Below are 26072 nucleotides of genomic sequence, written 5' to 3' on the forward strand. Positions count from 1 at the left end.
AACACCCCGGCCCCGCCGGCATGCAACCGAACTCGTCGGCATGTTCAACGCCGGAGTCGTGCCCGCGACATGGGCATCGGGAATGCCGCTCAACAGCCACCGACCACAGCAAGCACGGGAGTACCCGATGAACCAGCAGGCCGCGTGGACCTCCGTTTGGCACAAGAGCATCATCGCCCGCTACCTCACCGTCGCCGGGGCCACCGTCGACTTCAAGGTGGCCCGACCCGACAGCAGCTACGTCGACAGCGTCGACTGCACCGGCTGCGGCTTCCACCTCCCCTGGATGGACGTCGCCTTCGCCCGCCGGGACGCCCAGGAGCACGCCGAGACGTGCCGCGCCCTGCCCCGACCGTCGTGACCACCACCCCGTCCACACCCGCACCTGAAACGAGGACCCAGAAGTGACCACGACCAAGCAGGCCCTGCTCGACCGGGCCCACAGCCTGTATGAGGAGAAGTACCCCGAGGGCCGCCTGTGGCGGGGCGGCGTGGGCGAGTCGCTGACCGGCGAGCAGGTCGCTGTGCACGCCGACGCCGCCGCCGAGTACATCGCCGAAGTCGACTGGAAGGTGCCCGACCCCTTCCGCCGCGGCACCCCCGGCGCAGCCGCCGACGAGCAGACCCACACCGAGTCCACCCGCTACGTCGTCGGCGCCATCATCGAACTGCTGCTGCGGGCCGAGGCCGGCGCGCCCTACGCCGACGCGTGGGCCTGGTACCTGCAGCCCGGCCTCACCGCCGACGAAGCACGGGAGATGTACCACGACGTCGCGGCCTTTGCCCGCCGGTACGGGCCGGAGGCGGCATGACGACCGCCGCACCCACCACGCGTGTCGAGGCGGAACTCGCGGTCGTGCGCGGTGAGATCGCCCGCACGGACACGAAGGCGTCGATCCTGCTGGCCGCCTTGGCGATCGTCGCGGGGCCCCTCGCGTCGAACGCCGGGGCGCTGTTCCACCGCGGATGGCCGGCCGCCGTCTTCACCGTCCTCACCGCGCTCCTGGCTGGCGTCGCTGCGTGGCTGCTGCTGGATGTGGTCCTGCCCCGCCTGAACGGTGGCGGCCCGAACAACTTCGTCCACTACGCGACGTGCGACCGCGAGCGGCTGATCGATGCCCTGCACGTCGGCGCCGACCCTCACACCGAGCTGATCAACCTGTCGCGGATCGCCGACACCAAGATGCGACGCCTGCGCACCGCCGGACTGCTGCTCAAGGCCGCCGCTGCACCCGCGGTCATCGCCGCCGGGCTGGCGATCGGGGGGTGGGCGTGATGCGCACCTTCTCCCTCGTCTTCGGGCTCATCGTCCCGGCCGTCCTGCTCGCCCTGTACGTCGCTGGCCTCATCACCGGCCACATCCACTGACCGGAAGGAACCACCCGTGTCGAAGACGACCCGTCACCGCTGGGACCCGCTCGTCGCGGTGTCGCTCGCGGCCGGCGTCGGCTTCACCGCCTACGCCGAGTACCAGCTCGCCCGGGCCATCGGGGCGGCGGTACCGGTGGCGGTCCTGCTGCCGCTCGCCATCGACGTGTACGTCGTCGCGGCGATCCGCCGGTCCCGCGGCCGGGACATCGCTCTCTCTCTCGTGCTGATGGGTACCGCCCAGATCGCCGCGCACATGCTGGAGGCCCGCGTGGCGACCGTGTCGGTACCGCTCGTCGCCGCGGTGTCGCTTCTGGTACCGCTCGTGATCTGGCGTGTGCACACCCTCGCCGGGCCGGCCACCACGGCGGTACCAGTACCGGCCCGTGAAGCGGTACCGGTGCCGGGCGACGGCAAGTCAGAGGCGGCCGTGCGCGTCACGGTCGAGCAGCAGCCGGTACCGGTACCGGAGACCAGCCCGGTACCGCCCGCCGGTACCGCCGATACGCCCCGCGAACTGCCGGTACTGAACGAGGCGGTACCGCGCCCGGAACTGCAGGCCGTACCGGAGCCGGAGCCGCAGCACGAGACAGCGGTACCGGTACGGCGGGCACGTCGCACCACCCGGTCCAGTACCGCCCGCAAGAAGGTCACCGGCAGCTTCGACGAGCACGTCAGTACCGCCCGCCAGTGGCTCGCCGACAACCCGGAGATGACCGGTACCGACATCGGCAACCGGCTCGGTACCGGCGACTCCTACGGCCGGCGTGTACGCCGCGCCGCCCTCGCATCCTGACCGTCCAGTACCGCTACTGCGGCCCGTGGCCGCGCGCACCGGACCGGCACCCGGTACCGGCCCCAAGACCACTTCACCGACAGGAGATGACCATGGCAGCCGCCAACGGCTCCAACGGCCGGCAGGTTCCGCCGCCGCCCAACTACCCGCCCAGCAACGGGCCAGCCTCCCCGCTCCGCGCCGCCGCGAGGGCCTCGGCTCAGCAGCCCTACGCTCCGCCGCAGCGCAACCGCAACACCAAGGTTGAAATCAACAAGGTCAGCCTGATGCCCGACGGGAGCATGCTGCCGCCGGTGTCGCTGAGCTTCAGCAAGACCGTCGTCAACGGCGGAGGCAAGGCCGGCGGTGCGCGCAGGTCGCTGCCCGGCTCCGGCTTCACCAGCGACGAGGACATTCGCGCCTTCTCCGAAGCCCTGCGCAAGGAGGCCCGGCCCCGGGCCGTCGAGCGGGCCCTGGACGCCGAGACTCTGGAGGCGGTGCTGCGGACGATCCCTGACGTGCACGGATCGATGTCGTCCTCCCGGGCCCGCGCCCGGCGTGTGGCCCGGCCGCTGAAGAAGATCGCCGCAGCGGAGAAGCTGATCGGCAAGGAGGCGGCCAGGCTCTGGGCTACGTTCACTCGCGAGTTCGAGGCCGAACTGGCGCAGATCAGCAGCGGACGGCGGCGCGGTGAGCCGCGCTACCGGCACGACCGGCGCGGCGGCACGGTCTGGAAGAACTGGTGATCGACCTCGTGGTAGCCGCGGTCGCAGGGCTGCTGTTCGCCCTGTGGCTGCGGGTCCGCTACTACGTCCTGATCGGCGACGGCCTGACCGCCGCGGCCGTCCTCTTCGTCCTCTACGTTTTCATCGCCGCCCTCGCGCGCTGACACCCCCTCACCTGCACTGATACCTGGAGTGACACCGTGGCTGACACCGTGAAAGGCGACCTGCGAAAGGCCGTGAAGCACCCCCGTATGCGGCCGTGGATCGCCGTGGCCGCGACCCTGCCGGCCAGTGTCGGCACACACGCCCTGTGGGGCAGCTCCCCGGCCGCCGGGGTCGGCCTGACCCTGGCCGCCGGCCTCCTCACCGTCTCGACGTGGTGGGCGGGCAAGGGCACCAGCGATGCCCGCCGCCTGCACGCCACCCTGTCCACCGCCGCGGGCACCTCGTACCTGGTCGTGGCCACCGTCACCGATCCGCTGGACCCGTTCCTCGCCTCCACCTGGGCGATCGGCGGGGCGGTGGCGGCGGGCGGCTGGAACATCCGCCAGGCCCTGCGTACCAACCCGGACGCGAAGACCGGTGAACAGGCGGCGGGGGAGACCGGGCTGCTGGTCAAGAGCCTCGGCAAGGCGAAGCTGGCGCTGCGGGGAGAGCCGAAGGTCGAACCGAACAAGGTCACCGCCCCCTACAAGATCACCGATCCGGGGGCGCTCACCAACGCCGAGATCGGCCGCCGCATCGACAACATCGCCGGTGAGCTGGGCATCTCCGCTAACGCGATCCGCAACGTGATGAACACCGAGAACGCCGCCGAGGGCGAGTTCGTGTTCGTACCCAAGGACATGCTCGCGGGCGGCGTCCCGTACCCCGGACCGTCCTCGCCCGGCGGCTGCATCACCGAACCGATCATCAACGGCATCTACGAAGACGGCGAACCAGAGCGGTTCTGGTACCCGGCCGACGAGAAGGCTCGCCGCAACGCGTGCCACTTCGGCGTGTTCGGCATGAACGGCTCCGCCAAGTCCACCGGCACGGTCTACGCCCTCGTCGAGGTACTGACCAGGTACAACGCCATCGTGTGGGGCGGCGACCCGGCGAAAGGCATGCAGACCTTCGGCCCCCTGCTGCCCTACATGGACTGGGTGGAGATCACCCAGGCGGGCTGCGAAGCGATGGTCGACGCACTTCCGCACGTCATCACCGCCCGCGCCGACGAGCTGGGCCGCCATGGCTTCAAGAACTGGACGCCCGAGGCGTTTCACAAGCTCGGCATGCCGTACATGGTCGTTGTTCTTGAGGAGTCCGCGAAGCTCTTCCGCAACGGCAGCGAGCTGGAGCCGGTCGTCGAAGCGGCACGCTCGGCGGGCATCAGCGTCGAGGTCAGCCAGCAGCGACCGTCGTCCACGTCGATGCCCACTGACGTGCGCGAACAGCTCGGCGGCGTCCGCTGCTACGGCGTCAAGGGCGCTACCACCGCCGACATGGCTCTGCCCGACGACGTCCGCGACGCCGGCGCCCGGCCCGAAGCCTGGGAGAACCGCAAGCCGGGCTATCACTACTTGGTCGCGCCCGGCGTGGACGAAGAACGCTATTCGATGAAGGCCCGCCACTGGGACCCGATCACGGACGACGAGATCCGGCAGGTGCTGGAGCGCTACGCCGTCCACACCCAAGCCGGAACCACCACCACCGTCGCCGCCGGTGAGGCCTACGCCAACCGCGCCATCTACACGCCCGGCCAGTCCCTGACCAGCATCAACCCGAAGGAGACCGTGATGAGCAAGCAGGACGCCGAGCGAGAGGAGGAGATCCGCCTGGAGCGCCAGGTCGAACGCGACATCACCGCGGCCGTCGGCGACGACGACAGCACGCCCGAGCCGGCCGTCGACCCGGACGCGGAGATCCCGCCCGTGGCCAAGCCGTGGAAGTTCCCCAACCAGCCGCCCGTTCAAGGCGACGACCGCGGTCCGAAGGAGGCGCTGGCTGAGCTGCTGGCCATGCTCGCCGAAGCCCGCGCCGAAGGCCGCGAGACGGTGGGGCCGAAGGACTTCGCGCCCTACGGCAAGGGCACGCGCATCGGCCGCTCGCGGGCCTGGATCTCCGGGAAGCTCACCGACCTTGCCGACGAGGGCGTGTACCTCGAAGAGACCGACGAGCCGGGCGTGTACAAGCTGCTTGATCCCGAGCTGCCACCTGCCTGACCTGCACTGACACCGGCTGACACCTGGACGAGGTGTCAGGAGGGGTGTCAGCCGGTTCTGGCACCCCTCCCCGCCTTAGGTAATGCGCGTGCGCGCGCGAGCTGACACCCAACCCTGACACCCGCTGGCACCCCCTTGGCTGACAGCGAGGACAAACCGCCGTGAAACGGAGACCGTGATGACCTTCGAACCGCCCCGCTACTCCTGGACCGCCGACACCGCCGAGCAGATCAACAACGCGCGCATCGCCGCAGCCTGACCGACGGCCCCCGATCCGCCGGTCGCGCACCGGCGGTGAGGGGGACGCCGGGCAGCCCGCCCGACACCGAACCCCGAAGGAGACCCTCGTGTCCGTACACCTGAGCCTGCCGGTTGACGGCACCCGCACCCCGGAGGACGACGAACTGCTGCAGGAGATGCGGCAGCAGACCGCCGACCGGCAGGCCGTCTACCCGCCCGGCAAGTACACCGTCGAGGTGGAACTGGAATGCCCGGCCGACGCCGTCCCCGACCTGCGGGAGGCAGTCGCCTGCCACGGTGACCGTGCCGTCACCGTCGTCGGCCCGCTCGACGTCACGACCACCGGTGCACCGGTGGGCCACAAGCAGCTGGCGCAGCAGGTCGTGACCGACATCGTCATGGGCTTGTTCCGCTGGAACCTCGGAGGCCGTCACGTCTCGATCGTGAGGTTCGGCGCCGTCCCCGGACACCTGTCCCGCCTGGCCGACGCCATCCCTGCCGCCGCCTGAGAGGAGACCGCGATGCCCGAAGAGACCAGCACCCCGGAAGACGCCGCCGAGGAGACGGCGCAGCACCGCCCCATGCGGTGGGCCTACGAGACCGACGACACCGACGACGAGCAGTAGGGAGCCTGCCATGCCCGTCACCACCGACACCTGCTACGTGGCCCGCTGCGATGTCTGCGGCGGCGGCTGGGGCGACGACAACTTCACCCAGCACTTCACCACCGCCGACGAGGCGTACAAGGCCGTCAGCGCCGACCCCGCATGGACCACCGGCGGTGACCGGATTGTGTGCAACCTCAGCGGCTGGATCAACACCGAACACCAGGCCGCCATCGACGCACTGACCCAGCCCGCCGGCTGACCCGAGAGGAGCCGCACCGCCATGGACCCGCAGCCGCTGCCCGACCCGCAGCACCAGCACGGCGGGCAGCAGCTGCCCGGCTGGCCCGCCGAAGCACCCCTCCGCGGCCCGGTGGAGCTGTACGGCGAGCGTGATCCGGTCGTGTGGGTGCCGGACGCCTACGGGCAGATGGTGCCCATGCGCCGCTCCCAGGCCCCGGCGCCCGTCCAGCCCACCCCGCCGCGGGACTTGAGCCCGCAGCCCCTGTTCGACCCGGTCGCGCAGCGCCTGCTCGGCGGCGGTATCGGCGGCGGGATACTCGCCGCCGGGGTCGGCTGGGGTGTCGGCCAGGTTGTTGATGCCGCCGTCGGCCTCGGGTCTGGCTTCCTGGCGTGGCTCGCCATCGTCCTCGTCATCGCGAAGCTGCCCGGCGGGCGCCGCGGCGGCGACACGTACAACGTCACGACGACCGTGCACAACACCAGCCGCTGGTTCGGCCGGACCGACATCGACATCCACTGAGGAGGAGCTATGGGCTACGCGTACTACGAGATCTACCGCGGCGGAGAGAAGATCCAGGCCGGGTACAGCGTCGAGGCCGAGTGCGAGGAGCCTGGCTGTGAGGAGCAGATCGACCGAGGCCTTGCCTACCTGTGCGGCGAGACGCCGGGCGGCGATGAGTACGGCTGCGGCGGCTACTTCTGCGGCGAGCACCTGCACTTCGCCCCAGAGGGCCAGCATGGAGAGCGCTGCCTCCGGTGCCACGACAAGGGCGCCGCTCCGCTGACGCACTCGCCGGACGCCATGGTCGTCACCTTCGGCAGCGGAGTACCCGGGTGACCCGCTGGACGGGGCGCATGCGCACGGCGCTGCTGCGCGATGGCAGGGTCCGCCCCGCGGAGTTCGCCACCTGGGAGGGCGCCCGGCGCTATCACGAGCGGTACCGGCGTGACCGCGAGACGCTGGCACACCTGCGGGCCACCGTCCCGGAGCGGGGCATCGAGGAGCCCCTACTGCTCGGGGTACGCGAGCGCGACCGGCATGTGTTCGTCTACGAGGGCCACCACCGGGCCGTCATCGCCCTGGAACTGCGGCTGCCCACCTTCCCGTTCCGCTGGTTCTGGGACCCGGACGTTCGCGACGTGCAGGAGGTCACGTTCCCGTGGCGGATGGTGGGCTCGTGACCGGTGGGGGGCTGGTTCTGCATCCGACGGCCGGCGCGCTGACGGCGACGGAGGTACCTCCGTGGACGTCGACAGCTCGGGTGAGGTGGCGTCTCGCCGCCTGGCCCGTAGGGCATTGGCGGCCGGGGCGTGCGGGATCGGTGGTTCCGGTCCGCGGGTGGCCTGGGCCGTGCTGTGGTTGCGTGATCTGGCAGGAGGCAGGGCATGGCGGTGAAGCCGTTTTCGTGCAAGTGGCCGGCGGACAACACGGAGAGCCGGGAGGGTCTGGAGCGTCTGGCGTCGGGGCTGCGGCTGGGTGGGGTGAGGGCGGTGGTGGTGTACGACGCCGGGGATCACACGTATCAGCTGTTCATCCCGGACCGTGGGCGGGACTGTTCGGCGTGCAATGCGCGCCTCAAGTCTCCTCCTCGTCAGTGAACAGCGTGTCCTGTTGGTAGATGCGGCGTTCGTAGCTGGCGTTGAGTTCCCACACGGCGAGGAAGATGCGGGGCAGCTTCTCGGGTCGCGGGCTTCTTTCGCAGACGGGGCGATGGGCGATGCGGCAGTACGGCGGGAGCCGGCCGCCGATCCAGTTGACGGCCGTCCCGTCGTCGCAGACGACCCAGCGCTGGCCTTCGGGGATGTCGTGCGCCGCCGGCTTGATGCCAGGTTCGAGGAGAATCCAGTGTCCATACCCGGTCGGGAAGCGGTCCTGTTCGCGTCCGCACGCCTGACAGACAGGCGGGTCGGGCGGGGCGGGGGCGTCAGCGCCTTCGTCCCGGGCCTGCTCGTGGTCGGTCTCGGCTTCGGCGACGGCCATGCAGCTGCTGCACAGCGTGCCGAAATGGTCACCGCGCCAGGCTGTGCTGTCGTCGGCGGTGCCGCATCGTCCGCAGGTGCGCGCTTCGGAAGTGTCCCCCATGTCCGCAGGGTGACGGGGGCGCACCGGGGCTGCCAGGTGGCTGTTGGCCAGGTGCGCCGGAGTGTGGTGGCGCCTGGTGGTGAGGGCCGTGCCCCGTGCGCCGTGTTTCGGCCCGCAAAGCGCCCCTGGAGCGGCCGGAAAGCCCGTTCTGCTGGCTGCCGTTCACCCTGGCGTGATGGGGCGGCGGGTCTCCCTGAAGTGGATCTTTAGTCTCACTATCGTGGCCTAGGTCGCCCCCGGTTCAGGGCGAAGAGCCCTTCCGAGCACGTGGTTGCCTGCTGGCCGCCTTACAGTTCGCATCACTGGTACGAGATTTAGCCATTCAATGACAACCAACAACGACCGTTAGTGACCCACACTGGGACACCGGTGAACACCAATGAACGCCCCTGGACGAGCAGCAGGTGCGTCGCGCCTGGCCGAGGCGCATCCGCGGCCCGCGCACTGCTCAGATGAGTGCGGCACACTCCAGGCATGGCGAGCTACCAGCAGCGGAAAGCCATCGGCGACGCACACGAAGAACACGTCACGCACGAACTCACCCTTCGCGGCTGGGACGTCAGCCCGTGGGGGCAGGGCACTCTGACCGCGAACGTCCGCCGGGTCCTGCGGACAACAGACAGTTCGATCCGGTGGATGCCCGACCTGATTGCCGTGCGGGGCGAAGACCTTGCTCTGGTCGACTGCAAGAGCCGCATGACCAGCGGCACAACGCACCGGCATGCGGTGGAGCGCGCGGCGGTGCGCGCTCACCTCCAGCTCACCGCGTGGTCCTACCTCCCTGTCTTTTATGTGTTCGACGATCTGGGCGTGCTCAGCGCTCACGACGTGCTGGTATACGGCCGGAACGGACCGCGGACTGCACGGGGGTCGGGCGCGGCCTACTACCTGATCAGTACTGCGATTGCTGTGCCCTTTGATGCTGTCTTTGGCGTCCACGAACACCGTGACCAGCTGAACACCGCTGCTTGACGGGCATTGCTTGTCTCACCCTCCACCGGATGCCTGTCGCGAAAGGGAAGTGCATCGCCTGTTGTGCGGTGCGCTGTTGGTCGGTGGCTGCGGATGCGGGGTCAACTGGCGGTGTGCTGGCGGTGCCAGGTGAAGAACGGGGCCCGGTGTTCGTCGTAGCCGGCCACGGTCCGTCCGGTGATATGGGCTGCGGCGGCTGCCAAGTCGCGGTGTCGTTGCTACGCGGGCCGGCAGCGATGGTCCCGTCGGCGTCGACGTAGACGAAGCCGTGTTCGAAGAGTTCGTCGCAGCCCAGGAGGCAGGCGGGCATGACGTTGACCATCCGGAGCTGTTCTTCGTGGGTGGCTTCGCTGCGGCGCTTGATGTGCGCGGCCCTGATCATGCGGGTGGGCAGGGTCCGGCCGCACAGCACGCACGTCGCGTGCGGGTGGCTGCCGAGGAGCCGGCGCCGCAGCTTCTGCTGTTCGCGGCGGACGAGGACCTGTGCGACCGCGTTGGATTCGCCGTCGTGCTGGACGCTGCCTTCGCCGGGAGACGGGGCTACCGGGGGCAGTTCGGTGACGAGCTGGGCCACCGAGGCGGCCCCCGCGAGAAGGAGAGCGGCGCCCTGCTTGTTGGCCGACAGCCTGAGGGCTTCCATGGCCTCGCTGCCCAGGGCGGCTCCGCAAGACTTCTGCGGGAAGAAAGAAGTGGGCGGCGCTTCAGCGAGTCGCGAGACTGGAAGAAGAGCCGCGTACCCCGGAGCTGGGGTGGCCGAAAGTGTACACGATGCCGCAGGGCATGCCGCATTGCCCCGCTTCATGCCCGTGGGTGATACGCGCTTCCCGGGTTGCGGTACGCAAGCGGTTCCGGATCTCTGTTACCCGACGGCTTCCAGGTGCTCACGCAGGGCTGCTTCGATGGCCGCGGTGTCGCCGGCGGCTGGGAGTTCCCAGTGGGATTCGTCCCCGGTTTCCAGGGCGGCTTCGCTGCTGAAGCGGATGAGGTCCGGTGAAGGGATGAAGGTGTCACGCAGCCAGTGGGCGATGTGGGCGGCGTCGGTGGGCGATGCCTCGGTGAGGGTGACGCAGCCGCACTCTTCGACGGGAAGGGTGGCGATGCCGCGCAGGCCGGGGTTGTCCGGGGTCGCTACTTCGAATTCGAGGTAGCTGCCTCCCCGGAAGCTGGTGGGCATGAGGCGCGTGAAGGCGTCGGGGAAGGCTTGTTCCAGGGCGGTCCGGAAGCCGTCGAAGGTCATGTGCCAGGCGTTGGCCCGGTCGGTGGGCGGGTAGAAGAGGAAGGTGGCGCGGCGGTCGTTGCTCATCTTCAAGTCCCTGCGGTCCTACGGTACGTACCGTGTGGTTCCTTTCACGCCGCTCATGGCCATCATGCTCTGCCAGTACGCGGATGATTCCTGGTCGTTTGTAATGATCTCAAGGCCGCGCAGCTGGGTGTTGCGCGGGTCGTTCATGGCTTCGTGGTAGCGGACGAGTTCGTTTTCGTCCTTGGGGTACATGGCGTCGCGGCGGGGGTCGAACTTGACGTTACCGCGGTCATCGGTCTTGACGGGGGTGCCGAGGGTGGCGTCGACCGCATCCAGGCTGCGGAAGGTCTTCTTGCAGTCGGGTTCTCGGACGTACTTGGCTTCCACCGCGTAGCCGTCGGCGGGGCGCAGGCCGTCGACCATGAGGCCCTTGCCGCTCCTGCCGGTGGCTTCGGGCGGCAGGGGGACTTCCCGTTCGGGGTAGCCGGCCACGCGGAGCTGGTAGGCGTTGTCCGGGTTGCTGGCGTTCCCGCCGCCGGCGAAGCCCCCGGCGGGGAGTGAGTGCATCCAGGAGCGGAAGTGCGCTTGTTCGGCCGGGGTGAGGAGGTTGGGGTGGGCCGGGGGGATGGGGTCGCGATGCGGGATGCCGGGGTCGGTGCCCTGCGCCATGATCTGCTGGATCGAGGCCGCTCCGGAAGCCGAGGCCAGCAACACCGGTACCGGCAGCCTGATGCCTCCGCCGGGCAGCAGAGGCGGCCGGGGGGCGTTGTTCCCGCCTGGGAGACGCACTCGGGCCTGGGCGGCGTCCAGGCTGTGGGCGACGGTGCCGAGCTGCTGTATCCGGGGGTCGCCGAGTACAGCGTCGTTGAGCCCTCCGTCGTAGCCGTTGCCGCCCAGGATCGGCTGCTCCCAGGGAAGGTCGATACGGAAGAAATCCGCATTGTGGGCGGCGATGTCCGCAAGCGCGGTCTTGATGTGCCCAGCGTAGGCTTCGCACGCATTGGCCAGCTGGGTGCACGCACCGACCAGGTTCGCGATCAGGGGCTCGTCCGCCTGCGCCTGGGAAGGCGGGGAGCCTGTTCCGATGCAGCGCTTGAAGTAGCGCTGGAAGCTGTCCGCGGCTGCCCCGGCATGGCTGGCCCGCACTGTGGTCGCACACGCCTGGGCCTCGCCGAGGAACCGTTCCATCAGTTTCCCGGCGTGCCGCCATGAGGCGGCAGCGCCTTGGGCCTTCTCGGCGGAACCCCGGTAGCGGTCGCCGCCACCGGGCGCGAACTGGTCGTACCACGCGGTGTCGCCGACAACCTCGGGCAGTTCCTGGCCCAGGCCCAGGAAGCGGGAGGTGCAGTTCTTGGACGGGTCTCCCATGCCGTTGGTCGCGTCTTCCTGCTTCCCGAGCAGGTCGGCGCTGATCTGGCTTTCGGTGGCCATGTAGGCGCGGGCGCTGCGCATCAGGCCGGCGCCGGTGGCGCCCATGATGTAGGAGCTGTACCCGATCTGGTCCAGGGTGGTGGCTGCGGCCGGTTTGTAGACCTTGGCGAAGGCGTGGCCGGCGTCGTCGTCTCCGGCCATGCCGTGCTGGTCCTGCAGCTCGCCGGCGAGGCCGATGGCGGTGTCGCGGACGCCGCGCATGACGTCCATCATCGCCATCGACGCCTTGATCATGTCTCCGGTGTGCACTTCGAAGCTACCCACACCTGCTCCTGGGCCCGTAGTTGCTGAGCAGGTCCAGTTCTATCGCAGGTGATCAAGAGAGGCGCGTATGGGGGGCGCTAACCGGTCACTACGGTGACGGCGACGGGCGAGGCTGCGGTCGGTGAGACCGCGGCGCTGGCTGCCGCGGGCCAGTGGCCGACCACTTTCGAGCTGGTGGCAATTCCGCAGGTTGTCAGTGGCGGGAGGTAGGAAGGAACTCGGGAGCGGTCGCGGAGGAGGTCGCGGTGAAGGTAACGGAGTTGGGTCGCCTGGTGTGGGCGAAGACCTGGCGTCCGGGGTGGGGCCGCGAGACGCCGCCCGGCGCGTTGTGGCATTCGCTGATTGCTCACGTGTGGGACAGCGGGCATGCGGCCGGGTGGCTGTGGGATCACCTGCTGGCGCACCGGGTACGGCAAGTCCTGGCCGCAGACCTGGAAGGAGGGGATGCGTCGGCGCGGGCCCGGGTGAGGTGGCTGGCCGCCGCGCACGATCTGGGCAAGGCGACGCCCCCGTTCGCGGGCCTGGACGGACAGCGGCGGGCCGAACTGGTGGCTGCGGGACTGCCGGTCGACCTGTCGGTGAAGGGAACTCTGCCGCACGGATGGCTCTCGGGCCGTCTGGTCTATGACGCGCTGTGCGAACAGGGCTGGCAGGAGGAGACCGCCGAGTACGTGGCGCTGGTGCTGGCGGGCCACCACGGGGTGTTTCCCGGGGTGGGGTGGCTCGGTGAACGGCTTCGTCCGAAGCGCCGGGGAACCGGCCCGTGGCAGCAGGTCCAGGCCGAGGTGCTGGACGCCGCGGTGTCCGGCAGCGGAGCGGCCCCGTACCTGGAGCGGTGGCGGGAGCGGGTGCCGTCGGTCCCGGCGCAGTTGGTGCAGGCCGGTGTGGTGACGCTGGCGGACTGGCTGGCCAGTAACGAGGACTTGTTCGCCTACGAAGGGGCGTTGCCGGACGGCTATCTGACGACCTCGGCACAGCGGGTCGAGCGGGCGGGCGAGGTCATGGGGGTGCGGGCGGCCTGGACGCCGGATCCCCGCAGCCCGCGCACGGGGGCGGCGGCGCTGTACCGCTCCCGTTTCGGGATCGGGACGGCGCGGGCGGTGCAGGAGGCGGCCTACGACCTGGCCTGCTCGGTGACGGGGCCGGGGCTGTTTGTGATCGAGGCACCGATGGGGGAGGGCAAGACGGAGGCCGCCCTGGCGGCGGCGGAAGTGCTGGCGGCCCGTCTGGGCGCCAACGGGGTGTTTTTCGGGCTGCCCACGCAGGCCACCGCCAATCAGATGTTCGGCCGCATCCTGGAGTGGCTCAAGGGCCAGGGTGCCGATACGACGGTGGCGCTGGCTCACGGCAAGGCGGCCCGTCAGCAGGACTACCGGGCGCTGCTGCACAGGGCGGTGGGCGTGGATGAGTGTGGGGCGGGTGTGGTGGCCTCGCAGTGGATCACGGGGCGGTTCCGGTCGCTGCTGGCGCCGGTGGTGGTGGCCACCGTGGATCAGCTGCTGTTGGCCGGGCTGGCCTCCCGGTACGTGTCGGTGCGGATGCTGGGCCTGGCGGGAAAGGTCGTGGTGCTGGACGAAGTCCACGCCTACGACGCCTACATGTCGGGTCTGCTGCACGGTGTTCTGGCGTGGCTGGGGGCCCTGGGGGTGCCGGTGGTGCTGCTGTCGGCGACCCTGCCAGCCGGGCAGCGTCGCGAACTCGCCCAGGCTTACGCAGGCCGTCCCGTCGACACGGACCGGGGCTCGATGTATCCGCGTCTGACCTGGACCGGGGCACCGGACGCCACGCCCGGGGAACGGGAGACGCGGGTGATGCCGGCGGGTACAGGGCGCGGGCTGCCGGTGACCGTGTCCCTCCTGCCGGAGCCGACCGAGGCTACGGTGCCCGACCGCATCGAGGAACTTCTGGCTGGCGGGGGCTGCCTGCTGGTGATCCGCAACACGGTGGCCCGTGCCCAGGCCCTGGCCACCGAGTTGCGGCGCCGCCTGGGGGCGGAGGCGGTCACGCTGATGCACGCCCGCTTCACGGTGGCCGACCGGCGCCGTCTGGAAACCGATCTGGAGCACCGCTTCGGGCGCGACGGGACCCGGCCGGCGACACGGCACGTGGTGGTGGCGACCCAGGTGGCCGAGCAGTCGCTGGACGTATCCTTCGATGCACTGGTCACCGACCTGTGCCCCATGGACCTACTGTTCCAGCGCATCGGCCGGATGCACCGCCACCCGGCCGACGACCGGCCGCAGCGGCTGCAAGACGCTCAGGTGGTGGTGACCGGCTTCGAGGACCGTCCGCAGGGGCCGCCGGTACTGCCGGGCGGCTTGCGCACGGTCTACGGTGATCACCTGCTGTGGCGCACCGCGGCCGTACTGAGCACACGCCCGGTCCTGCACCTGCCCGCCGCGATCCCCGAACTCGTCGACGATGTCTACGGCCCGGACCCGGTCGGCCCGGACTCCTGGCAGGAACAGATGGCCGTCGCCGCCCAGGAGTCGCAAGAACAGCGGCAGCGGATGCAGGAGCAGGCACTCAGGGTGGCGTTGAAACACCCGTCGGCGGTGGAGACGCTGGCGGAACTGCACGATGAGCCGGCACTGAGCGGAGACGACGAGAATTCCCCTCGGGTGCAGGCCCTGGTGCGGCTGGGGAAGCCGTCATTGGAGGTCATCTTGCTCCGGGCCGACGGTGCCCGACGGACGATCGCGTGGCCGGTCTCCGAAGGCTTCCACGATCCCGTGCCGCTGGACCGGCTGCCGGACGCGGAGCAGATCGAGGTGGTGCTGGACCAGGCGATCCGACTGCCGGGGTGGTCCGACGCGCTCACCGAGGCCGCCCAGGAGAGGGCTGTCACGCCGGAGGCTTGGCGGGACTCCGCATGGCTGTCCTCGGGTCGGATCTTGCTGCTGCCGGCCGACGGCAGCCCGCTGCGGCTTGGCGGCCAGCGACTCACCTACTGCTCGCGTGATGGCCTGACGGTCAGTTGACCATCGGAGGCGCAACAGGTGGCGGTCGACCGGGGCGATCGATATCTCCGCGGGTGCAGAGCGGGCCCGATAGAGGCACTGCGCCAGCTGCGTGCCTCGGGAACATCTCCGCGTGCGCGGAGCGGACCGAGCCCGAGCTGGCCCGTGACGACATGCCGCGGGAACACCTCCGCGTGCGCGGAGCGGACTACAGGTGGGCTTTGGCGCGGAACTCCGGCCGGGGCTCATCTCCGCGTGCGCGGAGCGGACTCCCAGCATGAGCGCACACAGTGAATGTGGTGGGGAACACCTCCGCGTGCGCGGAGCGGACCGGAGCGCTTCGGGATTTCGCTTCTATTTGCGGGGAACACCTCCGCGTGCGGAGCGGACAGCGGCTGACCGGCGTCGGCCATGGTCTGGGCGGGAACACCTCCGCGTGCGCGGAGCGGACCGCGAGCGTGCGTAGCGGATGCCGGCGTAGATGGGAACACCTCCGCGTGCGCGGAGCGGACAGACTGTTCGTCAGGTTCTTGACGACCAGCAAGGGAACACCTCCGCGTGCGCGGAGCGGACCAGGTTGTGGGCTCCGCCGTTCTCCGCGGCCAGGGAACACCTCCGCGTGCGCGGAGCGGACCTGCTCGACATACGGGCGGAGACCGGCCGGCCGGGAACACCTCCGCGTGCGCGGAGCGGACTTCGGGTCACCCTGGTTGAGGCCACCCCACTTGGGAACACCTCCGCGTGCGCGGAGCGGACCTCGCACTGCGACAAAGCCAGTCTGGCGCGAAAGGAACACCTCCGCGTGCGCGGAGCGGACTCTCTGATCATCGCCTGGGTGACGGAAGACGTGGGAACACCTCCGCGTGCGCGGAGCGGACCAGCAAGAAGTGACCTGCCATCACGTCGGAGCGGGAACACCTTCGCGTGCGCGGAGCGGACCTTCGCGCACAACTGCTCGCTGCTGATGGCCAGGGAACACCTCCGCGTGCGCGGAGCGGACTGGATTTCCGCGTACCGGCCGTCCACCCGGCCGGGAACACCTCCGCGTGCGCGGAGCGGACTTCGAGGAGACCGCGCAGAAGAACGACCGCGAGGGAACACCTCCGCGTGCGCGGAGCGGACGGCCCGCAGGTCTGTCTGCTCCCAGTCGCCGAGGGAACACCTCCGCGTGCGCGGAGCGGACGGTGTTCGCCCCGCCCAAGCGGGGCAAGCTGCGGGAACACCTCCGCGTGCGCGGAGCGGACATAAGCCTGTCCTGCGTGGCCGGCTCGATCGGGGGAACACCTCCGCGTGCGCGGAGCGGACCAGGTTGTGGGCTCCGCCGTTCTCCGCGGCCAGGGAACACCTCCGCGTGCGCGGAGCGGACAGGCCGCGACCTGCGCCGTTACGGTCCGAGGCTGCTGTTTTTACTTACTTTGCATGGGGGCGAGGGTGAGGAGTCCGCAGCCGTAGGCGCGGCTTTGGCCGATGCCGGTGGTGAGGAGGGTACGCAAGGCGTGGGGGTCGGTGACATCGAGGGCTCCTTCGTAGGTGGCGGTGGTGAGGGCGACGCGGATGGGCCGGTCCTGGTGGTCGTGTTTGCCGAAGGTGGTCTTGCCCCGGTGGCGGAGTTGGAGCTGGAGTGGGGGTTCGCCGTCGGGGCCGAGGTCGCCGGGACCTCCTGCGGGGGCGATGGTGAAGCCGTAGCGGGGGGCTTTGTCGATGAGCCAGCGCAGTTGGTGGCGGGCGGTGGTGTGGGCGCGGCGCTGGCCGCGCTGGTTGCGGGCGGGGGAGGGTTCGCGGTAGGTGGGGGAGGCGGTGAGGCGGAAGGCGTAGCGCTGGCCGGCTGTGAGCCGGTCCAGGAGGGGGGCGTAGGGCTTGGTCTGCCACTGCGGGCTCTGGGCGGCGGGCCAGCCGGCGTCTTCGATGAGCTGGGTGTAGTCGGGGCGGCTGGGGGAGACCGTCCACAGGATGGGGCGGTGAGGGTCGTCACCGTCCAGGCGCCACAGAACGCGCGGGGCCTTTTCGCCGGGCGGGGTGGGGGGCTGGTCGGGGAAACAGCCCACGATCAGGGCGTGGAGCGCTCGGGGGTTGCCGAGGAGCTTGAGGGCGCCGTGGCGGCGGGGGTTGATGTAGGCGCGGGTGAGATACATGGGCAGGTCCTGGGTCCTGTCAGCCGAGCAGCTCGAAGGGGGCGTGGGCGGTGGTGTCCGGGGCGAGGGGCAGGGTGATGTGCCCGTGGCGGATGCGGCGTTCGATGTAGCGGGGGCGGTAGGGCGGTGCGGTCGGATCGGGCTGATCCGGGAGGGATTCCGGGCCGGTTTGGTCCTCGGTGACGGTTTCCAGGGTGACGTGGGTGTGGCCGCGGGCGAGGTGGCGGGCCAGGTCGCGGTCGGTGGCCTGCCAGGGGGTGGTGCGCAGGGCGTGGTCGAGGTCGGCTTCGTTGTCCAGGGCGATGAGGACGGGTTTGCCCGGCGGGCAGGAGCGGCGGCCGAGGTAGAGGGGGTAGCGGGGGCGGCGCAGCGCCTGGGCGGCCCGGTGCAGCAGGTGGGGGTTGCCGTCGAGGTAGGCGGTGTAGGCGGCGTCGCTGCGGTACTGCCGCCGTGTCGCTTTGGTGGACTTCTCCACCGGCAGGCGCCCGCCGTCGGCGGTGGGCAGGCGCTGCTGGTCGGGATCGGTGGGGGAATGGGAGGCGCCGCTGACGGTGTGGTAGTCGGTCAGGGCCTCGCCGGGGCGGTCCACCCGCACAGCCAGGCGCAGGGCGGCAAGCTCGGCGAAGGTGACGCCGGTGGTCGGGGAGCAGGGGGCGTCGCGGGGGATGCCGCAGGCGGCGGCCAGCAGACCCACGACGCCGGACTTGCTGGGATACGGCAGGGACGTGCGCCGGGAGTGCTTGCCGGTCACGGCCCAGGACTGCAGCGGCGCGGCCAGGCGCAGGATCAGCACACTCACGCCGTCGCGTCCTTGGGCAGCACGGCCGCCAGGGCCTGCTCGGCCTGCTCCAGGGCGGTCTTCCAGGTGAGGCGGGCGGGCAGGGCCGATTCGCCGTCGGTGATGGAGGCGAGCGTGGAGGGGTAGACGGCGGCGGACCAGCGCGGGGCGTCGCCCCACTGCTCGTCCTGGCCGGCGATGTGCTCGAAGAGGGCGGTGGCGGAGGCGGCGAGGTAGCCGTGGGCGCCGGGGGCCACGGGGCGTTCGAAGGCGCTGACGTGGCTGACCGGGCGGTCCTCGCGCAGGCTCAGCACGATCACCTCGGGGCGGGTGTGGTGGGCGAAGGTGTTGGCCTTGCCGGTGGGCATGCTCGTGGCGAAAGCCCGCACGAAGCCCAGGGCACACCTCAGGGTGGCCTCGCACTGGCCGTCGAGGTTGGCGTGCAGGGTGAGCACGTCCACGGTGGCGTAGCGGTAGAGGGTGGCGGAGTTGAACTCCACCGAGCCGATCATGCCAGCGCCCTTGTTGTCATCCTGCTGCTCGTCGTCGACGGCGGTGAAGTAGTCGAATTCGGTGACGGCCTGGTGGGTGGACAGGGCGTGGGCGACCTGGCAGCCGGCGTCGACGCCGGTCTCGGGGGAGTTGGTGACCATCCGGCCGAACAGCGCCACCGCTCCCGGATGCCCGCTCGTCCCCAGCTCCTTCAGCTTCAGCCCGGCCACGACCGCGGGCAGGTCCTTTTCGTCCGCGCCCGCCAGCGCCGGGGCGTGGCCGGCGAGGGCGTCGACCACGCGCGTGAGCTGCGTGCGGCCCAGGAAAAGCAGGTATTCGGTGACCGGGCGCTCCTCGGCCGCCTCGTCCTGCCCAGCTTTGGCCTTGCGGGGCTTTTTGGCGGCGACCTTGAACATGGCGGAGGCGGCGGCCATGCCGATGGCGTCGGCCTTGTCCTTCAGGGCCGGGACGCGCTCGGCAAGCCGGTCAGCGATCACCTGGGGGAGCTGGCGGGTGCGCACCGCGTCCTCGCCGGCCAGCGCCGGGTCGGCCTCGAAGGCGGTGCGGGTGGCCCGCTTCCACGCCTGGGAAGAGACGCGGGCCCGCTTGACGCCGCCGAACCGCGCGGTCTTGGGGCTGCCGTCCTGATCGCGGTTGATGTTGGAAGGGGGCACGTTCTGCAGGATGTGGATGTCGAGGAAGGCCATGGCGCTACTCCTGGGGTGCGGCCGGATCGGCGGGGGTCTTGGGCGGGGTGCGGCGGAAGTCCATGTTCCAGCGCATGCGCAGCCGGGTGCGCTGGTCGGGGTCCTCCCAGCAGGCGAGGGCGTCGGCGAGGGAGATGTAGTCCACGGCAATGGCGTAGGTGCGCATCAGCGAGGACAAAAAGCGCAGGTGCTCAGCCAGTTCGCTGACGGTGTCGCTGTTCAGCGCAGCGCGCAGGCGGTTGGCCGCGCCGTCCTTGGACGGCATCGCGGCCTGCAGCTGGCGGGTGGCCGTACCGAGGGAGACGCCGTAGCGGTGCATGCCGGCGTCCTTGGACTGGATATGGCAGGCGTACAGGGCCAGCACATGGTGTGTGGCGACGGCGACGGCCTCCCGCTGCCAGCGCGGCACGTAGGCCCCGGGCTCGGTGGTCTCGTCTCCTTCCAGGACGTAGATCAGGGGACTGGACATGTCGAAATCGGTGAACGGTTCGGTGCTGCGGCCGCGGCGGCATGCCGCCGCCAGCCCGGGATCGCGGCCGATCTCACGGAGCTTCTCGGCGAGCCGAGGATGCCAGGGCGGCGGGGCGCTTCGGCCGGGTGGTGCGGTCATGCGGCGGTCTCCGGATCGTTGACGTCGGCAGGGTCGTCGGGCGGGGTGAGGAACAGCTCGCTGAGGGCCTTGGCCAGGGCATGGTGGAAGTACAGGGAGGCCAGGGCGGCGTCTATGTGCTGGGCCTGGTCGCCGTCGCCTTCTTGCTGCCCCCGGAAGGCGGCCGGCGGCGCTCCGTCCAGCAGCGCTTGGGCCTGGGCGCGCAGGATGCGCCGGGCCTGGTGGGCCCAGCGGTCCAGGGCCTCGTCCGGGTCGGCGTCCTCGTCCTGGGCCGCGGTGGCCAGCCAGCGCCGAAACGGCGCATCCAGGGCCGCATACGCGTTCTCGCGGGCCCGCTCGCGGTGTCCGGCCAACAGGGCTTCCTCCGAGCGGCGGCAGCCCGCGGCCACGATCAGGTTCTCCGCCAGGTGGGCCAGGGCACGCACCGCCTGCTCGCTGGCCTCGACGGCGGTCAGGACGGCATCGCGCCAGTCGCTGTCCTGGGCCGAGAGCGCTGCCACCGGCAGCGGCAGCACGTCCCCGTAGGCTTCCTCGATCACCGAACTCTGCGTGCCGTACTCGAAGCCGACCGCCAGCACCCGCAGCGGCATCCCCTTCAGTGCCGCCGCCCGCTCCCGGCTTCCGAGCCGGGCCAGCACCGCCGGCCCCCGCATGGCGGGGGCGTCCTTGGCGCCCGCGGCGGTGGTCGACTCCGCGTGGGCCAGCAGCGGCCCCAGCCCGCGCCACAACTGCCGCTCCACGCGGTGGCGCACGGGCCAGTACACCAGCGGGAAGCTGCGCTTGCGCTCCAGATTCGGGCTGCGCTTCCACGCCGAGTGCGGCTCGCAGCTCATCCAGCCCCGCAGGTCTTGGCCCGTCTCCAGGGCAATCCGGTCCCCGGCGCACACGACCACCTGCCGCACCACCACCCCGCCCGCCGGGCCCGGTTCCGGCTCGAGACGGATACGGCGCGCCGGCCAGGTGTACAGCTCCACCGGCCCCCGCGGTGCCCGCTCCTCCCATTGCCCGGTCAGCGGCGCACGCTCCCACACCGGCAGGTCCTCCACGCCAGTTTCGAAGGCTGGCATCGGCAGCAGGTTGCACATCAGGGTGTGCCACAGCGTCGGCCCCAAGGGCATGACCACACCCAGCAGGCCCAGCGAACCGACGGGGTTGCCCGTCGTTTTGCCTGCCTTCACCTTCGGGTCGTCGGCCGCACCGGTTTTGATTGCCGCGGTGTCCCAGGCGTGGGCGTGCAGCAGCCACCGGGCCGCCTGTGCCGGGCTCAACGCATCCGGCCGGTCGTCGCGTTGCGCGGAAAACAGCGGCACATTGTTACCGCTGGCCACATGCGGCACCAGCAACGCGACGGTCTTCGTCGCACCGTTCTGCGCCCGCAGCCCGCCGGCCTGCAGGAACGGCGCCCGCGCGTCGAACAGGTCGAACCGCGACCGCTGCTCCTCCAGATACGTGGTGATCGCCGATGCGTCGAAAGCGCCCTGCTGCCACCAGGCGCCCCACTGCCGCCCGTCTGCCGGCCCCCGCAAAGCCCGGTGGACCACCGCGAGCAACAAGCGGAGCACCGGCGGGACTTGCGACGGCGTGTCCAAGTCCAGGGTGCGCACCTGATGAGCGCGCAGCAGCACCTGGCGCACGGACAGCTCTGCACGGCTGCCGTCCTCCAGAACGACCGGCAGCCAGCCCTCATCGACCAAGTTGAAGTGCACAAACCGCCACCGTTCTCAGCACGGGCCGGAATCCGGACGGCCACATCTTGCAGGCGGTCGCCGGGTGTTCGTCATATCTACACGACGCCACTGACAACGGCGGCCCGGACCCGGGGGTACCCGCGAAGTTCGCGCTGCGGGTCCGTCTTCGGTGAGGGAAACGGCGAGACAGGTGGGGCATGGGATGCCACAGCAGCAAGCCGATCACCACAGGGACGACTGCCGGGCCAGCCCATCACCGCATGAGCTGCGTCATGTCGGCGTCGGTCGGTCCCGAGCCGCAGCTCTGAGCTGTTCACTCTCTCCTGTGTAAAGTAAGTAAAATCAGCAACCTCGGACTGTAACGTCGCAGGTCACGAACTGTCCGCTCCGCGCACGCGGAGATGAGCCCGCGGGACCTGTTGCCCGCTGTCCAGACACTCGGTCCGCTCCGCGCACGCGGAGATGAGCCCTCGCCGCCCGCTACCGCAAATCACAGCCAGTGGTCCGCTCCGCGCACGCGGAGATGAGCCCCTCGCCATGCAGGCCCGGCTGGAGGGGCGCCAGTCCGCTCCGCGCACGCGGAGATGAGCCCGCGGTGAGCAGTCCGCTGATCCACAGCGGCTGGGTCCGCTCCGCGCACGCGGAGATGAGCCCTGCCACGCCGCGAGCGACTGCACCTTCGACACGTCCGCTCCGCGCACGCGGAGATGAGCCCGCGGCGCCGGCGCCGGTCGAGTCGATGGCGTCCGTCCGCTCCGCGCACGCGGAGATGAGCCCTGGCTCGCCCACGGCCGCACGGCGCCGTCATCGTCCGCTCCGCGCACGCGGAGGTGTTCCCCTTGTCATGGGTGGGGATGTGGTCGGTGATGGTGTCCGCTCCGCGCACGCGGAGGTGTTCCCCCGCGCTACCCCGAGTACGTCATCCCCACCGAGTCCGCTCCGCGCACGCGGAGATGTTCCCTTCTATGGGTCCTACCAGGACGGCATTGTGGCGTCCGCTCCGCGCACGCGGAGGTGTTCCCCGGTGCTGAAAGAGCTGGAGGAGAAGAACCTGGTCCGCTCCGCGCACGCGGAGGTGTTCCCCTGGGCTATGCCAGCGCAAGCGCGGCCCGCAAGTCCGCTCCGCGCACGCGGAGGTGTTCCCGGCCCCGGCCGGGCCGGAGTAATCCCAGGATTGTCCGCTCCGCGCACGCGGAGATGATCCCTGCACGCTTTGCCCCTGCTCGGTGCCGACGCGGTCCGCTCCGCGCACGCGGAGGTGTTCCCAGCCGCGATGCAGGCACGTTCCTGCGCTATGCGTGAACGCTGCGCACGCGGAAATGTGCCCGGCTCGGAAGTGTGACCATCCGCGGCGGTTCTGTTCGGACCGGTGATGCAAGGCGCGTCATCAGCGATCGCGAACGCTGCGGGCGCAGACGGAGCGCTCAGGGCACCTGACGGCGGTGCACGCGCAGCGTAGTGGACGTTGCGGGAGGAGGACGCGGGTCGAAATATCTCGGACGGAGGGGAGCCGGAGCCGCTGAGCGGCCCGTGTGGGGCCCACCGCGTCAGCGTGGCGGCGTGCTGCTCAGAATCGGCGATAGGGGGTCTGCTGGGCCTCTGTTACGGCGGCCCGGGCCCCTTCGGGTGGTGGCGTCGCGTCCGCCGCTGGGTGGACGATGGCGGCACGGCTGGCCGGCGGGCTCGGGAGGTAGGCGTCATGGGATGGGTGGACCCGCAGTGGATTCCGGTGTTGCAGCGCGACGGCCGGTATGTGCGGCTGCTCAACCTGACTCAGCGGCTCCTCGAAGAACGCGAGCGGGAGCAGCCGGTGCCGAAGTGCAGCTGTACGGGCGGCCAGACCACCGTCGTGGACGACCAGGGCAACCAGACCACCGTGCGGTGCGACGCGTGCGGCGGGACCGGGGAGCTGCCCACCTACGCCGACAACGAGGACAACGGGAAGGCCGGGGGCGATCCCGAGTAGCGCAACCGTGGCGATATGACCACGGTTGCCCGGCAACCTTGGCTCTCTGGGCAGCGGTTGGCCGCGCGGCACCCCGGCCAAGCAATCTTGGGGCAGAACCCCAAGAGCGCCGGGGCACTGAGGTCCCGGAAGGACCGCAGTCACGCGGAGCGACACGCACACTGTGACGGCCGCTGTGACCAGAGCTGTGACAAGCCGTTGTGACCGCCCGGTTCCTTCGACCCGTGTGGCCGCGCGTGCCTGCGCGCACGCGCGCGAAGAGGCCGGGCCCGGCTACCGTCCGTCAACCGCACTGCCGGGTCCTACCGGGACCTCGCAACCGGTGCGTCCGTCGTACTGACGGACGCAATCGCTGATCTTCGCGGCGCCGTGAAAATCTCCAAGCGATCCCCTGCAGTAGCTGTGGCCTGCCTATTTGTCAGCACCGGCAAGTAGTCTGGAACAGCAGGGAGTTACGTTCTTCGGTGAGGGATGCGGGGGCGAGGCATGGCGGAGATCAAGAAGGTCACGCTGAAGAACGGCAAGGTCCGGTACCGGTCGGTGATCGACGCCGGACGTGACGAGAATGGCAAGCGCATCCAGGTGACCATCACGCGGGACCTGCGGAAGGAAGTCGAGGCGGAAGCGGGGCGCATCGTCGCGCAGCGAGCCGCGGGCACCTTCATCGTCCCCAGCAAGATCACGCTGGGGGAGTGGCTTGACCAGTGGCTGGAGTACAAGCGGCGCGATGTCGAAGAGACGACGATCCGCAACTACCGGATGGCCCTGGTGCACTTCTACGACCGGCTCGGGCATGTACGCCTGCAAGAGCTGACCGAGGACCAGATTCAGGACGCCACCGACGACATCGTCCGCCAGGGCCGACGGCGTGGCGGCGAGCCGGGTACGCGCATGGCGGTGTCCACGGCCGAGGGCATTCTGACCCGCCTCAAGGAGGCGTTGAGCCGGGCGATCGTCCGCAAGCTGATCGCGGTGAGTCCGGCGCAGCACGTGCGGGTGGCGCTGGTGGACAAACCGACAAGCGGGAGCGCCCCAAGGTCAAGCCGTGGTCCGTCGATGAGGTGCAGACGTTCATCCGGGGCATCGAGTCCGACCGTCTGTACGCGCCGCTTCTGCTCTCATTGATGGGGCTGCGGCCGGCGGAGGTGTGCGGCCAGCGCTGGGCGGACATCGATCTGAATCTGGGCACGCTGGATATCACCAACACGCGGACGATGGTCGGCAACATGAAGGTGCTGGAGAAGGACACCAAGACGGTGTCCGGCGAGCGTGCGCTGCCGCTGCCGAAGTGGCCGTGGGAGGCGCTGAAGAGGTTCCGTGCTCAGCAGGCGCGGGAGAAGCTGGCCGCGGGCGCGGGGTACACCGACACCGGGTACGTCGTGGTCGATGAACTCGGGCTGGCACTGAACACGCGGCATCTGCGGGAGCACGCTTACCGGCTCATGGAGGAGCTGGGGCTGCGCCGCGTGCGGCTGTACGACGCCCGGCACTCGTGCCTGACCTACCTCGCGGTGAACGGCGTGCCGGACATCGTGCTGGCCGCGTGGGCGGGGCACACGAACGCGAATTTCACCAAGCGTAAGTACGTGCACGTGGCGCCCGAGGACATGCGGGCCGCTGCGGCGGCGTGGGACACCTTCCACGGCGGAGATCCAAAAGCTGGTGTGTGAGAAATTGTGAGAGTTGATCTCTCTGGAGATGCCTCACATGGCCCCTGACCAGGGCAGTTAGTGAAGCACGTAGAACAGTGACGAGAGTCTACTGGTCACCTGACACCCACCAAGGCCACCCCTCTGACCTGCGAAAACGACGGCGTCTCTTGATCAACCGGGAGAGCGGTGGGGGACGGGATCATCCAGAGACCACCAGCGGCCCAGCGAGAACTGCCCCACTGCTCCCGCCGGGCTGCGACTTGCCGGCCACCGCCCACCAGCAGCCCAAGGCCCTGCTCGTACTTGTCCGGGAGGGTGTGAGGGTCCACCCGGGCGCTCGGGGGTGGTGGGGCATCTGGTCCGCGAGCCGAATACGTCTCAGTGGCCAGTTGGAACTCCCCTGGCGGTCAGTTGGTGGGGAGGTATCTGGCCGCTGGTGATCACTCGGCGTCCTGCCGTGGGATTTCGCCGAAGACCATGCGGAGACCGCGGGCAGTGTCCACGTACTCGCGGACCCGGTGGACCAGGCTGTCCCGCAGTTCGATGACGAAGCAGTAGTCGTTGCTGTAGTGGTTGCCGTTGGCGAGCGTTGCCGTCATGGCTGCTTCCACGGCTGCCCGCTCGCCGTCGATGTGAACCCCGCGGAAGGTGACCGCGAGGTCACGCGCGTACAAGCGGGGGAAGTCCTGGGCGAAGAAGCGGACGATCGCCTCCCTGCCGACCATGTGATGGGTTCCCCCGAGTGCGACGGCGGTGGCGTTCCCAGGGGGAGACAGCCATTCGGCGTCCTCGGTGAGGACGGCGGAGATCCGGTCCGGGTCGTTACTGGCGAACGCCTGGAAAGCATTCTCGATGATGTTGTGGTTCATGAAACCACTGTCGTCTCGAGTGTGTGTCGGCGTATTGGACAAATGTTCCTTGCGGTCCCCGCATA

General features: G+C 70.1%; 26 protein-coding genes and 2 CRISPR repeat arrays. Of the genes, 17 read left to right on the forward strand and 9 right to left on the reverse strand.

Annotated elements, in window-relative coordinates:
- The 12 genes from ACH4FX_RS39060 to ACH4FX_RS39115 form a co-directional block, all read left to right on the forward strand.
- Window positions 1–361 (forward strand): hypothetical protein (locus tag ACH4FX_RS39060; protein WP_398486261.1); only part of this gene is annotated, 361 nt, incomplete at its 5' end.
- A 43-nt stretch (window positions 362–404) separates the two neighbouring features.
- Window positions 405–812, forward strand: a complete 408-nt coding sequence (locus ACH4FX_RS39065) for a hypothetical protein (protein WP_398486262.1) — start codon at window positions 405–407, stop codon at window positions 810–812.
- The gene (locus ACH4FX_RS39070; RefSeq protein ID WP_398486263.1) at window positions 809–1276 is read left to right on the forward strand and encodes a Pycsar system effector family protein; all 468 of its coding nucleotides are present in this window, start codon (window positions 809–811) and stop codon (window positions 1274–1276) included. Before ACH4FX_RS39065 ends, ACH4FX_RS39070 begins: the two co-directional genes overlap by 4 nt.
- A gap of 108 nt (window positions 1277–1384) precedes the next feature.
- A complete protein-coding gene (locus ACH4FX_RS39075; protein ID WP_398486264.1) occupies window positions 1385–2164 on the forward strand; it encodes a hypothetical protein in 780 nt (259 codons plus the stop codon).
- Window positions 2165–2256: 92 nt separating this feature from the next.
- Window positions 2257–2889 carry a plasmid transfer protein TraA gene (gene traA, locus ACH4FX_RS39080; RefSeq protein ID WP_398486265.1) on the forward strand — a complete coding sequence of 211 codons (633 nt, stop codon included), beginning with the start codon at window positions 2257–2259 and terminating at the stop codon, window positions 2887–2889.
- Window positions 2886–3032, forward strand: coding sequence for a hypothetical protein (locus ACH4FX_RS39085; RefSeq protein WP_398486266.1), 147 nt, complete (start codon window positions 2886–2888; stop codon window positions 3030–3032). The genes traA and ACH4FX_RS39085 overlap by 4 nt, the downstream gene beginning before the upstream one ends.
- A 36-nt stretch (window positions 3033–3068) precedes the next feature.
- Window positions 3069–5072: a plasmid transfer protein TraB gene (gene traB, locus ACH4FX_RS39090; RefSeq protein ID WP_398486267.1), complete on the forward strand. Its 2004-nt coding sequence runs from the start codon at window positions 3069–3071 to the stop codon at window positions 5070–5072.
- A gap of 347 nt (window positions 5073–5419) precedes the next feature.
- Window positions 5420–5821, forward strand: a complete 402-nt coding sequence (locus ACH4FX_RS39095; protein WP_398486268.1) for a hypothetical protein — start codon at window positions 5420–5422, stop codon at window positions 5819–5821.
- A gap of 127 nt (window positions 5822–5948) precedes the next feature.
- Window positions 5949–6179, forward strand: coding sequence for a hypothetical protein (locus ACH4FX_RS39100; RefSeq protein WP_398486269.1), 231 nt, complete (start codon window positions 5949–5951; stop codon window positions 6177–6179).
- A gap of 21 nt (window positions 6180–6200) precedes the next feature.
- The gene (locus ACH4FX_RS39105) at window positions 6201–6680 is read left to right on the forward strand and encodes a hypothetical protein (protein WP_398486270.1); all 480 of its coding nucleotides are present in this window, start codon (window positions 6201–6203) and stop codon (window positions 6678–6680) included.
- A 9-nt stretch (window positions 6681–6689) separates the two neighbouring features.
- On the forward strand, window positions 6690–6998 hold the full coding sequence (locus ACH4FX_RS39110; RefSeq protein WP_398486271.1) for a hypothetical protein: 309 nt from the start codon (window positions 6690–6692) through the stop codon (window positions 6996–6998).
- A complete protein-coding gene (locus ACH4FX_RS39115) occupies window positions 6995–7342 on the forward strand; it encodes a hypothetical protein (RefSeq protein ID WP_398486272.1) in 348 nt (115 codons plus the stop codon). The genes ACH4FX_RS39110 and ACH4FX_RS39115 overlap by 4 nt, the downstream gene beginning before the upstream one ends.
- 394 nt (window positions 7343–7736) lie before the next feature.
- Here the strand turns inward: ACH4FX_RS39115 and ACH4FX_RS39120 are convergent, their stop codons facing one another.
- Window positions 7737–8243, reverse strand: a complete 507-nt coding sequence (locus ACH4FX_RS39120) for a DUF6083 domain-containing protein (protein ID WP_398486273.1) — start codon at window positions 8241–8243, stop codon at window positions 7737–7739.
- A 474-nt stretch (window positions 8244–8717) separates the two neighbouring features.
- Between ACH4FX_RS39120 and ACH4FX_RS39125 the strand changes: the two genes are divergently transcribed.
- On the forward strand, window positions 8718–9215 hold the full coding sequence (locus tag ACH4FX_RS39125; RefSeq protein ID WP_398486274.1) for a hypothetical protein: 498 nt from the start codon (window positions 8718–8720) through the stop codon (window positions 9213–9215).
- Between the two features lie 859 nt (window positions 9216–10074).
- Here the strand turns inward: ACH4FX_RS39125 and ACH4FX_RS39130 are convergent.
- Window positions 10075–10518 carry a hypothetical protein gene (locus ACH4FX_RS39130; protein ID WP_398486275.1) on the reverse strand — a complete coding sequence of 148 codons (444 nt, stop codon included), beginning with the start codon at window positions 10516–10518 and terminating at the stop codon, window positions 10075–10077.
- An 18-nt stretch (window positions 10519–10536) separates the two neighbouring features.
- A complete protein-coding gene (locus ACH4FX_RS39135; protein WP_398486276.1) occupies window positions 10537–12153 on the reverse strand; it encodes a restriction endonuclease fold toxin-2 domain-containing protein in 1617 nt (538 codons plus the stop codon).
- A 245-nt stretch (window positions 12154–12398) separates the two neighbouring features.
- Here ACH4FX_RS39135 and cas3 point away from each other — a divergent pair, with 245 nt between their 5' ends.
- Window positions 12399–15134 carry a CRISPR-associated helicase Cas3' gene (cas3, locus tag ACH4FX_RS39140; protein WP_398486277.1) on the forward strand — a complete coding sequence of 912 codons (2736 nt, stop codon included), beginning with the start codon at window positions 12399–12401 and terminating at the stop codon, window positions 15132–15134.
- A 98-nt stretch (window positions 15135–15232) separates the two neighbouring features.
- Window positions 15233–16479: direct repeats of the CRISPR family, unit length 29 nt; unit sequence GGGAACACCTCCGCGTGCGCGGAGCGGAC.
- Between the two features lie 40 nt (window positions 16480–16519).
- Here the strand turns inward: cas3 and cas6e are convergent.
- Genes cas6e through casA form a run of 5 tightly spaced genes read right to left on the reverse strand, consistent with a single transcriptional unit; the run spans window position 16520 to window position 21538 of the window.
- Window positions 16520–17245, reverse strand: a complete 726-nt coding sequence (gene cas6e / locus ACH4FX_RS39145) for a type I-E CRISPR-associated protein Cas6/Cse3/CasE (protein ID WP_398486278.1) — start codon at window positions 17243–17245, stop codon at window positions 16520–16522.
- Between the two features lie 19 nt (window positions 17246–17264).
- A complete protein-coding gene (cas5e, locus tag ACH4FX_RS39150) occupies window positions 17265–18044 on the reverse strand; it encodes a type I-E CRISPR-associated protein Cas5/CasD (protein ID WP_398486279.1) in 780 nt (259 codons plus the stop codon).
- Window positions 18041–19222, reverse strand: coding sequence for a type I-E CRISPR-associated protein Cas7/Cse4/CasC (cas7e, locus tag ACH4FX_RS39155; protein ID WP_398486280.1), 1182 nt, complete (start codon window positions 19220–19222; stop codon window positions 18041–18043). Before cas7e ends, cas5e begins: the two co-directional genes overlap by 4 nt.
- Window positions 19223–19226: 4 nt before the next feature.
- Window positions 19227–19832 carry a type I-E CRISPR-associated protein Cse2/CasB gene (gene casB, locus ACH4FX_RS39160; protein WP_398486281.1) on the reverse strand — a complete coding sequence of 202 codons (606 nt, stop codon included), beginning with the start codon at window positions 19830–19832 and terminating at the stop codon, window positions 19227–19229.
- Window positions 19829–21538, reverse strand: coding sequence for a type I-E CRISPR-associated protein Cse1/CasA (casA, locus tag ACH4FX_RS39165; protein WP_398486282.1), 1710 nt, complete (start codon window positions 21536–21538; stop codon window positions 19829–19831). The genes casB and casA overlap by 4 nt, the downstream gene beginning before the upstream one ends.
- Window positions 21539–21900: 362 nt before the next feature.
- A CRISPR array of direct repeats spans window positions 21901–22847; the repeat unit is 24 nt; unit sequence GTCCGCTCCGCGCACGCGGAGATG.
- A gap of 372 nt (window positions 22848–23219) precedes the next feature.
- Between casA and ACH4FX_RS39170 the strand changes: the two genes are divergently transcribed.
- From ACH4FX_RS39170 to ACH4FX_RS39180, 3 genes are all read left to right on the forward strand, one after another.
- A complete protein-coding gene (locus tag ACH4FX_RS39170) occupies window positions 23220–23486 on the forward strand; it encodes a hypothetical protein (protein ID WP_398486283.1) in 267 nt (88 codons plus the stop codon).
- 486 nt (window positions 23487–23972) lie between these two features.
- The gene (locus tag ACH4FX_RS39175; RefSeq protein WP_398486284.1) at window positions 23973–24611 is read left to right on the forward strand and encodes a hypothetical protein; all 639 of its coding nucleotides are present in this window, start codon (window positions 23973–23975) and stop codon (window positions 24609–24611) included.
- Window positions 24611–25156 carry a site-specific integrase gene (locus ACH4FX_RS39180; RefSeq protein ID WP_398486285.1) on the forward strand — a complete coding sequence of 182 codons (546 nt, stop codon included), beginning with the start codon at window positions 24611–24613 and terminating at the stop codon, window positions 25154–25156. The genes ACH4FX_RS39175 and ACH4FX_RS39180 overlap by 1 nt, the downstream gene beginning before the upstream one ends.
- Window positions 25157–25578: 422 nt before the next feature.
- On the opposite strand, the gene ACH4FX_RS39185 is transcribed toward ACH4FX_RS39180, so the two are convergent.
- A complete protein-coding gene (locus ACH4FX_RS39185; protein WP_398486286.1) occupies window positions 25579–26007 on the reverse strand; it encodes a nuclear transport factor 2 family protein in 429 nt (142 codons plus the stop codon).
- Window positions 26008–26072: the final 65 nt, after the last annotated feature.

Origin of the sequence: Streptomyces sp. NPDC018019 (assembly GCF_044327805.1) — a bacterium.
GTDB lineage: Bacteria > Actinomycetota > Actinomycetes > Streptomycetales > Streptomycetaceae > Streptomyces.

Coding starts and splice junctions, on each gene's coding strand:
- ACH4FX_RS39070 (WP_398486263.1), top strand. CDS start 809: ATGACGACCGCCGCACCCACCACGCGTGTCGAGGCGGAACTCGCGGTC.
- traA (WP_398486265.1), top strand. CDS start 2,257: ATGGCAGCCGCCAACGGCTCCAACGGCCGGCAGGTTCCGCCGCCGCCC.
- ACH4FX_RS39100 (WP_398486269.1), top strand. CDS start 5,949: ATGCCCGTCACCACCGACACCTGCTACGTGGCCCGCTGCGATGTCTGC.
- ACH4FX_RS39105 (WP_398486270.1), top strand. CDS start 6,201: ATGGACCCGCAGCCGCTGCCCGACCCGCAGCACCAGCACGGCGGGCAG.
- ACH4FX_RS39110 (WP_398486271.1), top strand. CDS start 6,690: ATGGGCTACGCGTACTACGAGATCTACCGCGGCGGAGAGAAGATCCAG.
- ACH4FX_RS39120 (WP_398486273.1), bottom strand. CDS start 8,243: ATGGGGGACACTTCCGAAGCGCGCACCTGCGGACGATGCGGCACCGCC.
- ACH4FX_RS39125 (WP_398486274.1), top strand. CDS start 8,718: ATGGCGAGCTACCAGCAGCGGAAAGCCATCGGCGACGCACACGAAGAA.
- ACH4FX_RS39130 (WP_398486275.1), bottom strand. CDS start 10,518: ATGAGCAACGACCGCCGCGCCACCTTCCTCTTCTACCCGCCCACCGAC.
- cas6e (WP_398486278.1), bottom strand. CDS start 17,245: ATGTATCTCACCCGCGCCTACATCAACCCCCGCCGCCACGGCGCCCTC.
- cas7e (WP_398486280.1), bottom strand. CDS start 19,222: ATGGCCTTCCTCGACATCCACATCCTGCAGAACGTGCCCCCTTCCAAC.
- casB (WP_398486281.1), bottom strand. CDS start 19,832: ATGACCGCACCACCCGGCCGAAGCGCCCCGCCGCCCTGGCATCCTCGG.
- ACH4FX_RS39170 (WP_398486283.1), top strand. CDS start 23,220: ATGGGATGGGTGGACCCGCAGTGGATTCCGGTGTTGCAGCGCGACGGC.
- ACH4FX_RS39175 (WP_398486284.1), top strand. CDS start 23,973: ATGGCGGAGATCAAGAAGGTCACGCTGAAGAACGGCAAGGTCCGGTAC.
- ACH4FX_RS39180 (WP_398486285.1), top strand. CDS start 24,611: ATGGGGCTGCGGCCGGCGGAGGTGTGCGGCCAGCGCTGGGCGGACATC.
- ACH4FX_RS39185 (WP_398486286.1), bottom strand. CDS start 26,007: ATGAACCACAACATCATCGAGAATGCTTTCCAGGCGTTCGCCAGTAAC.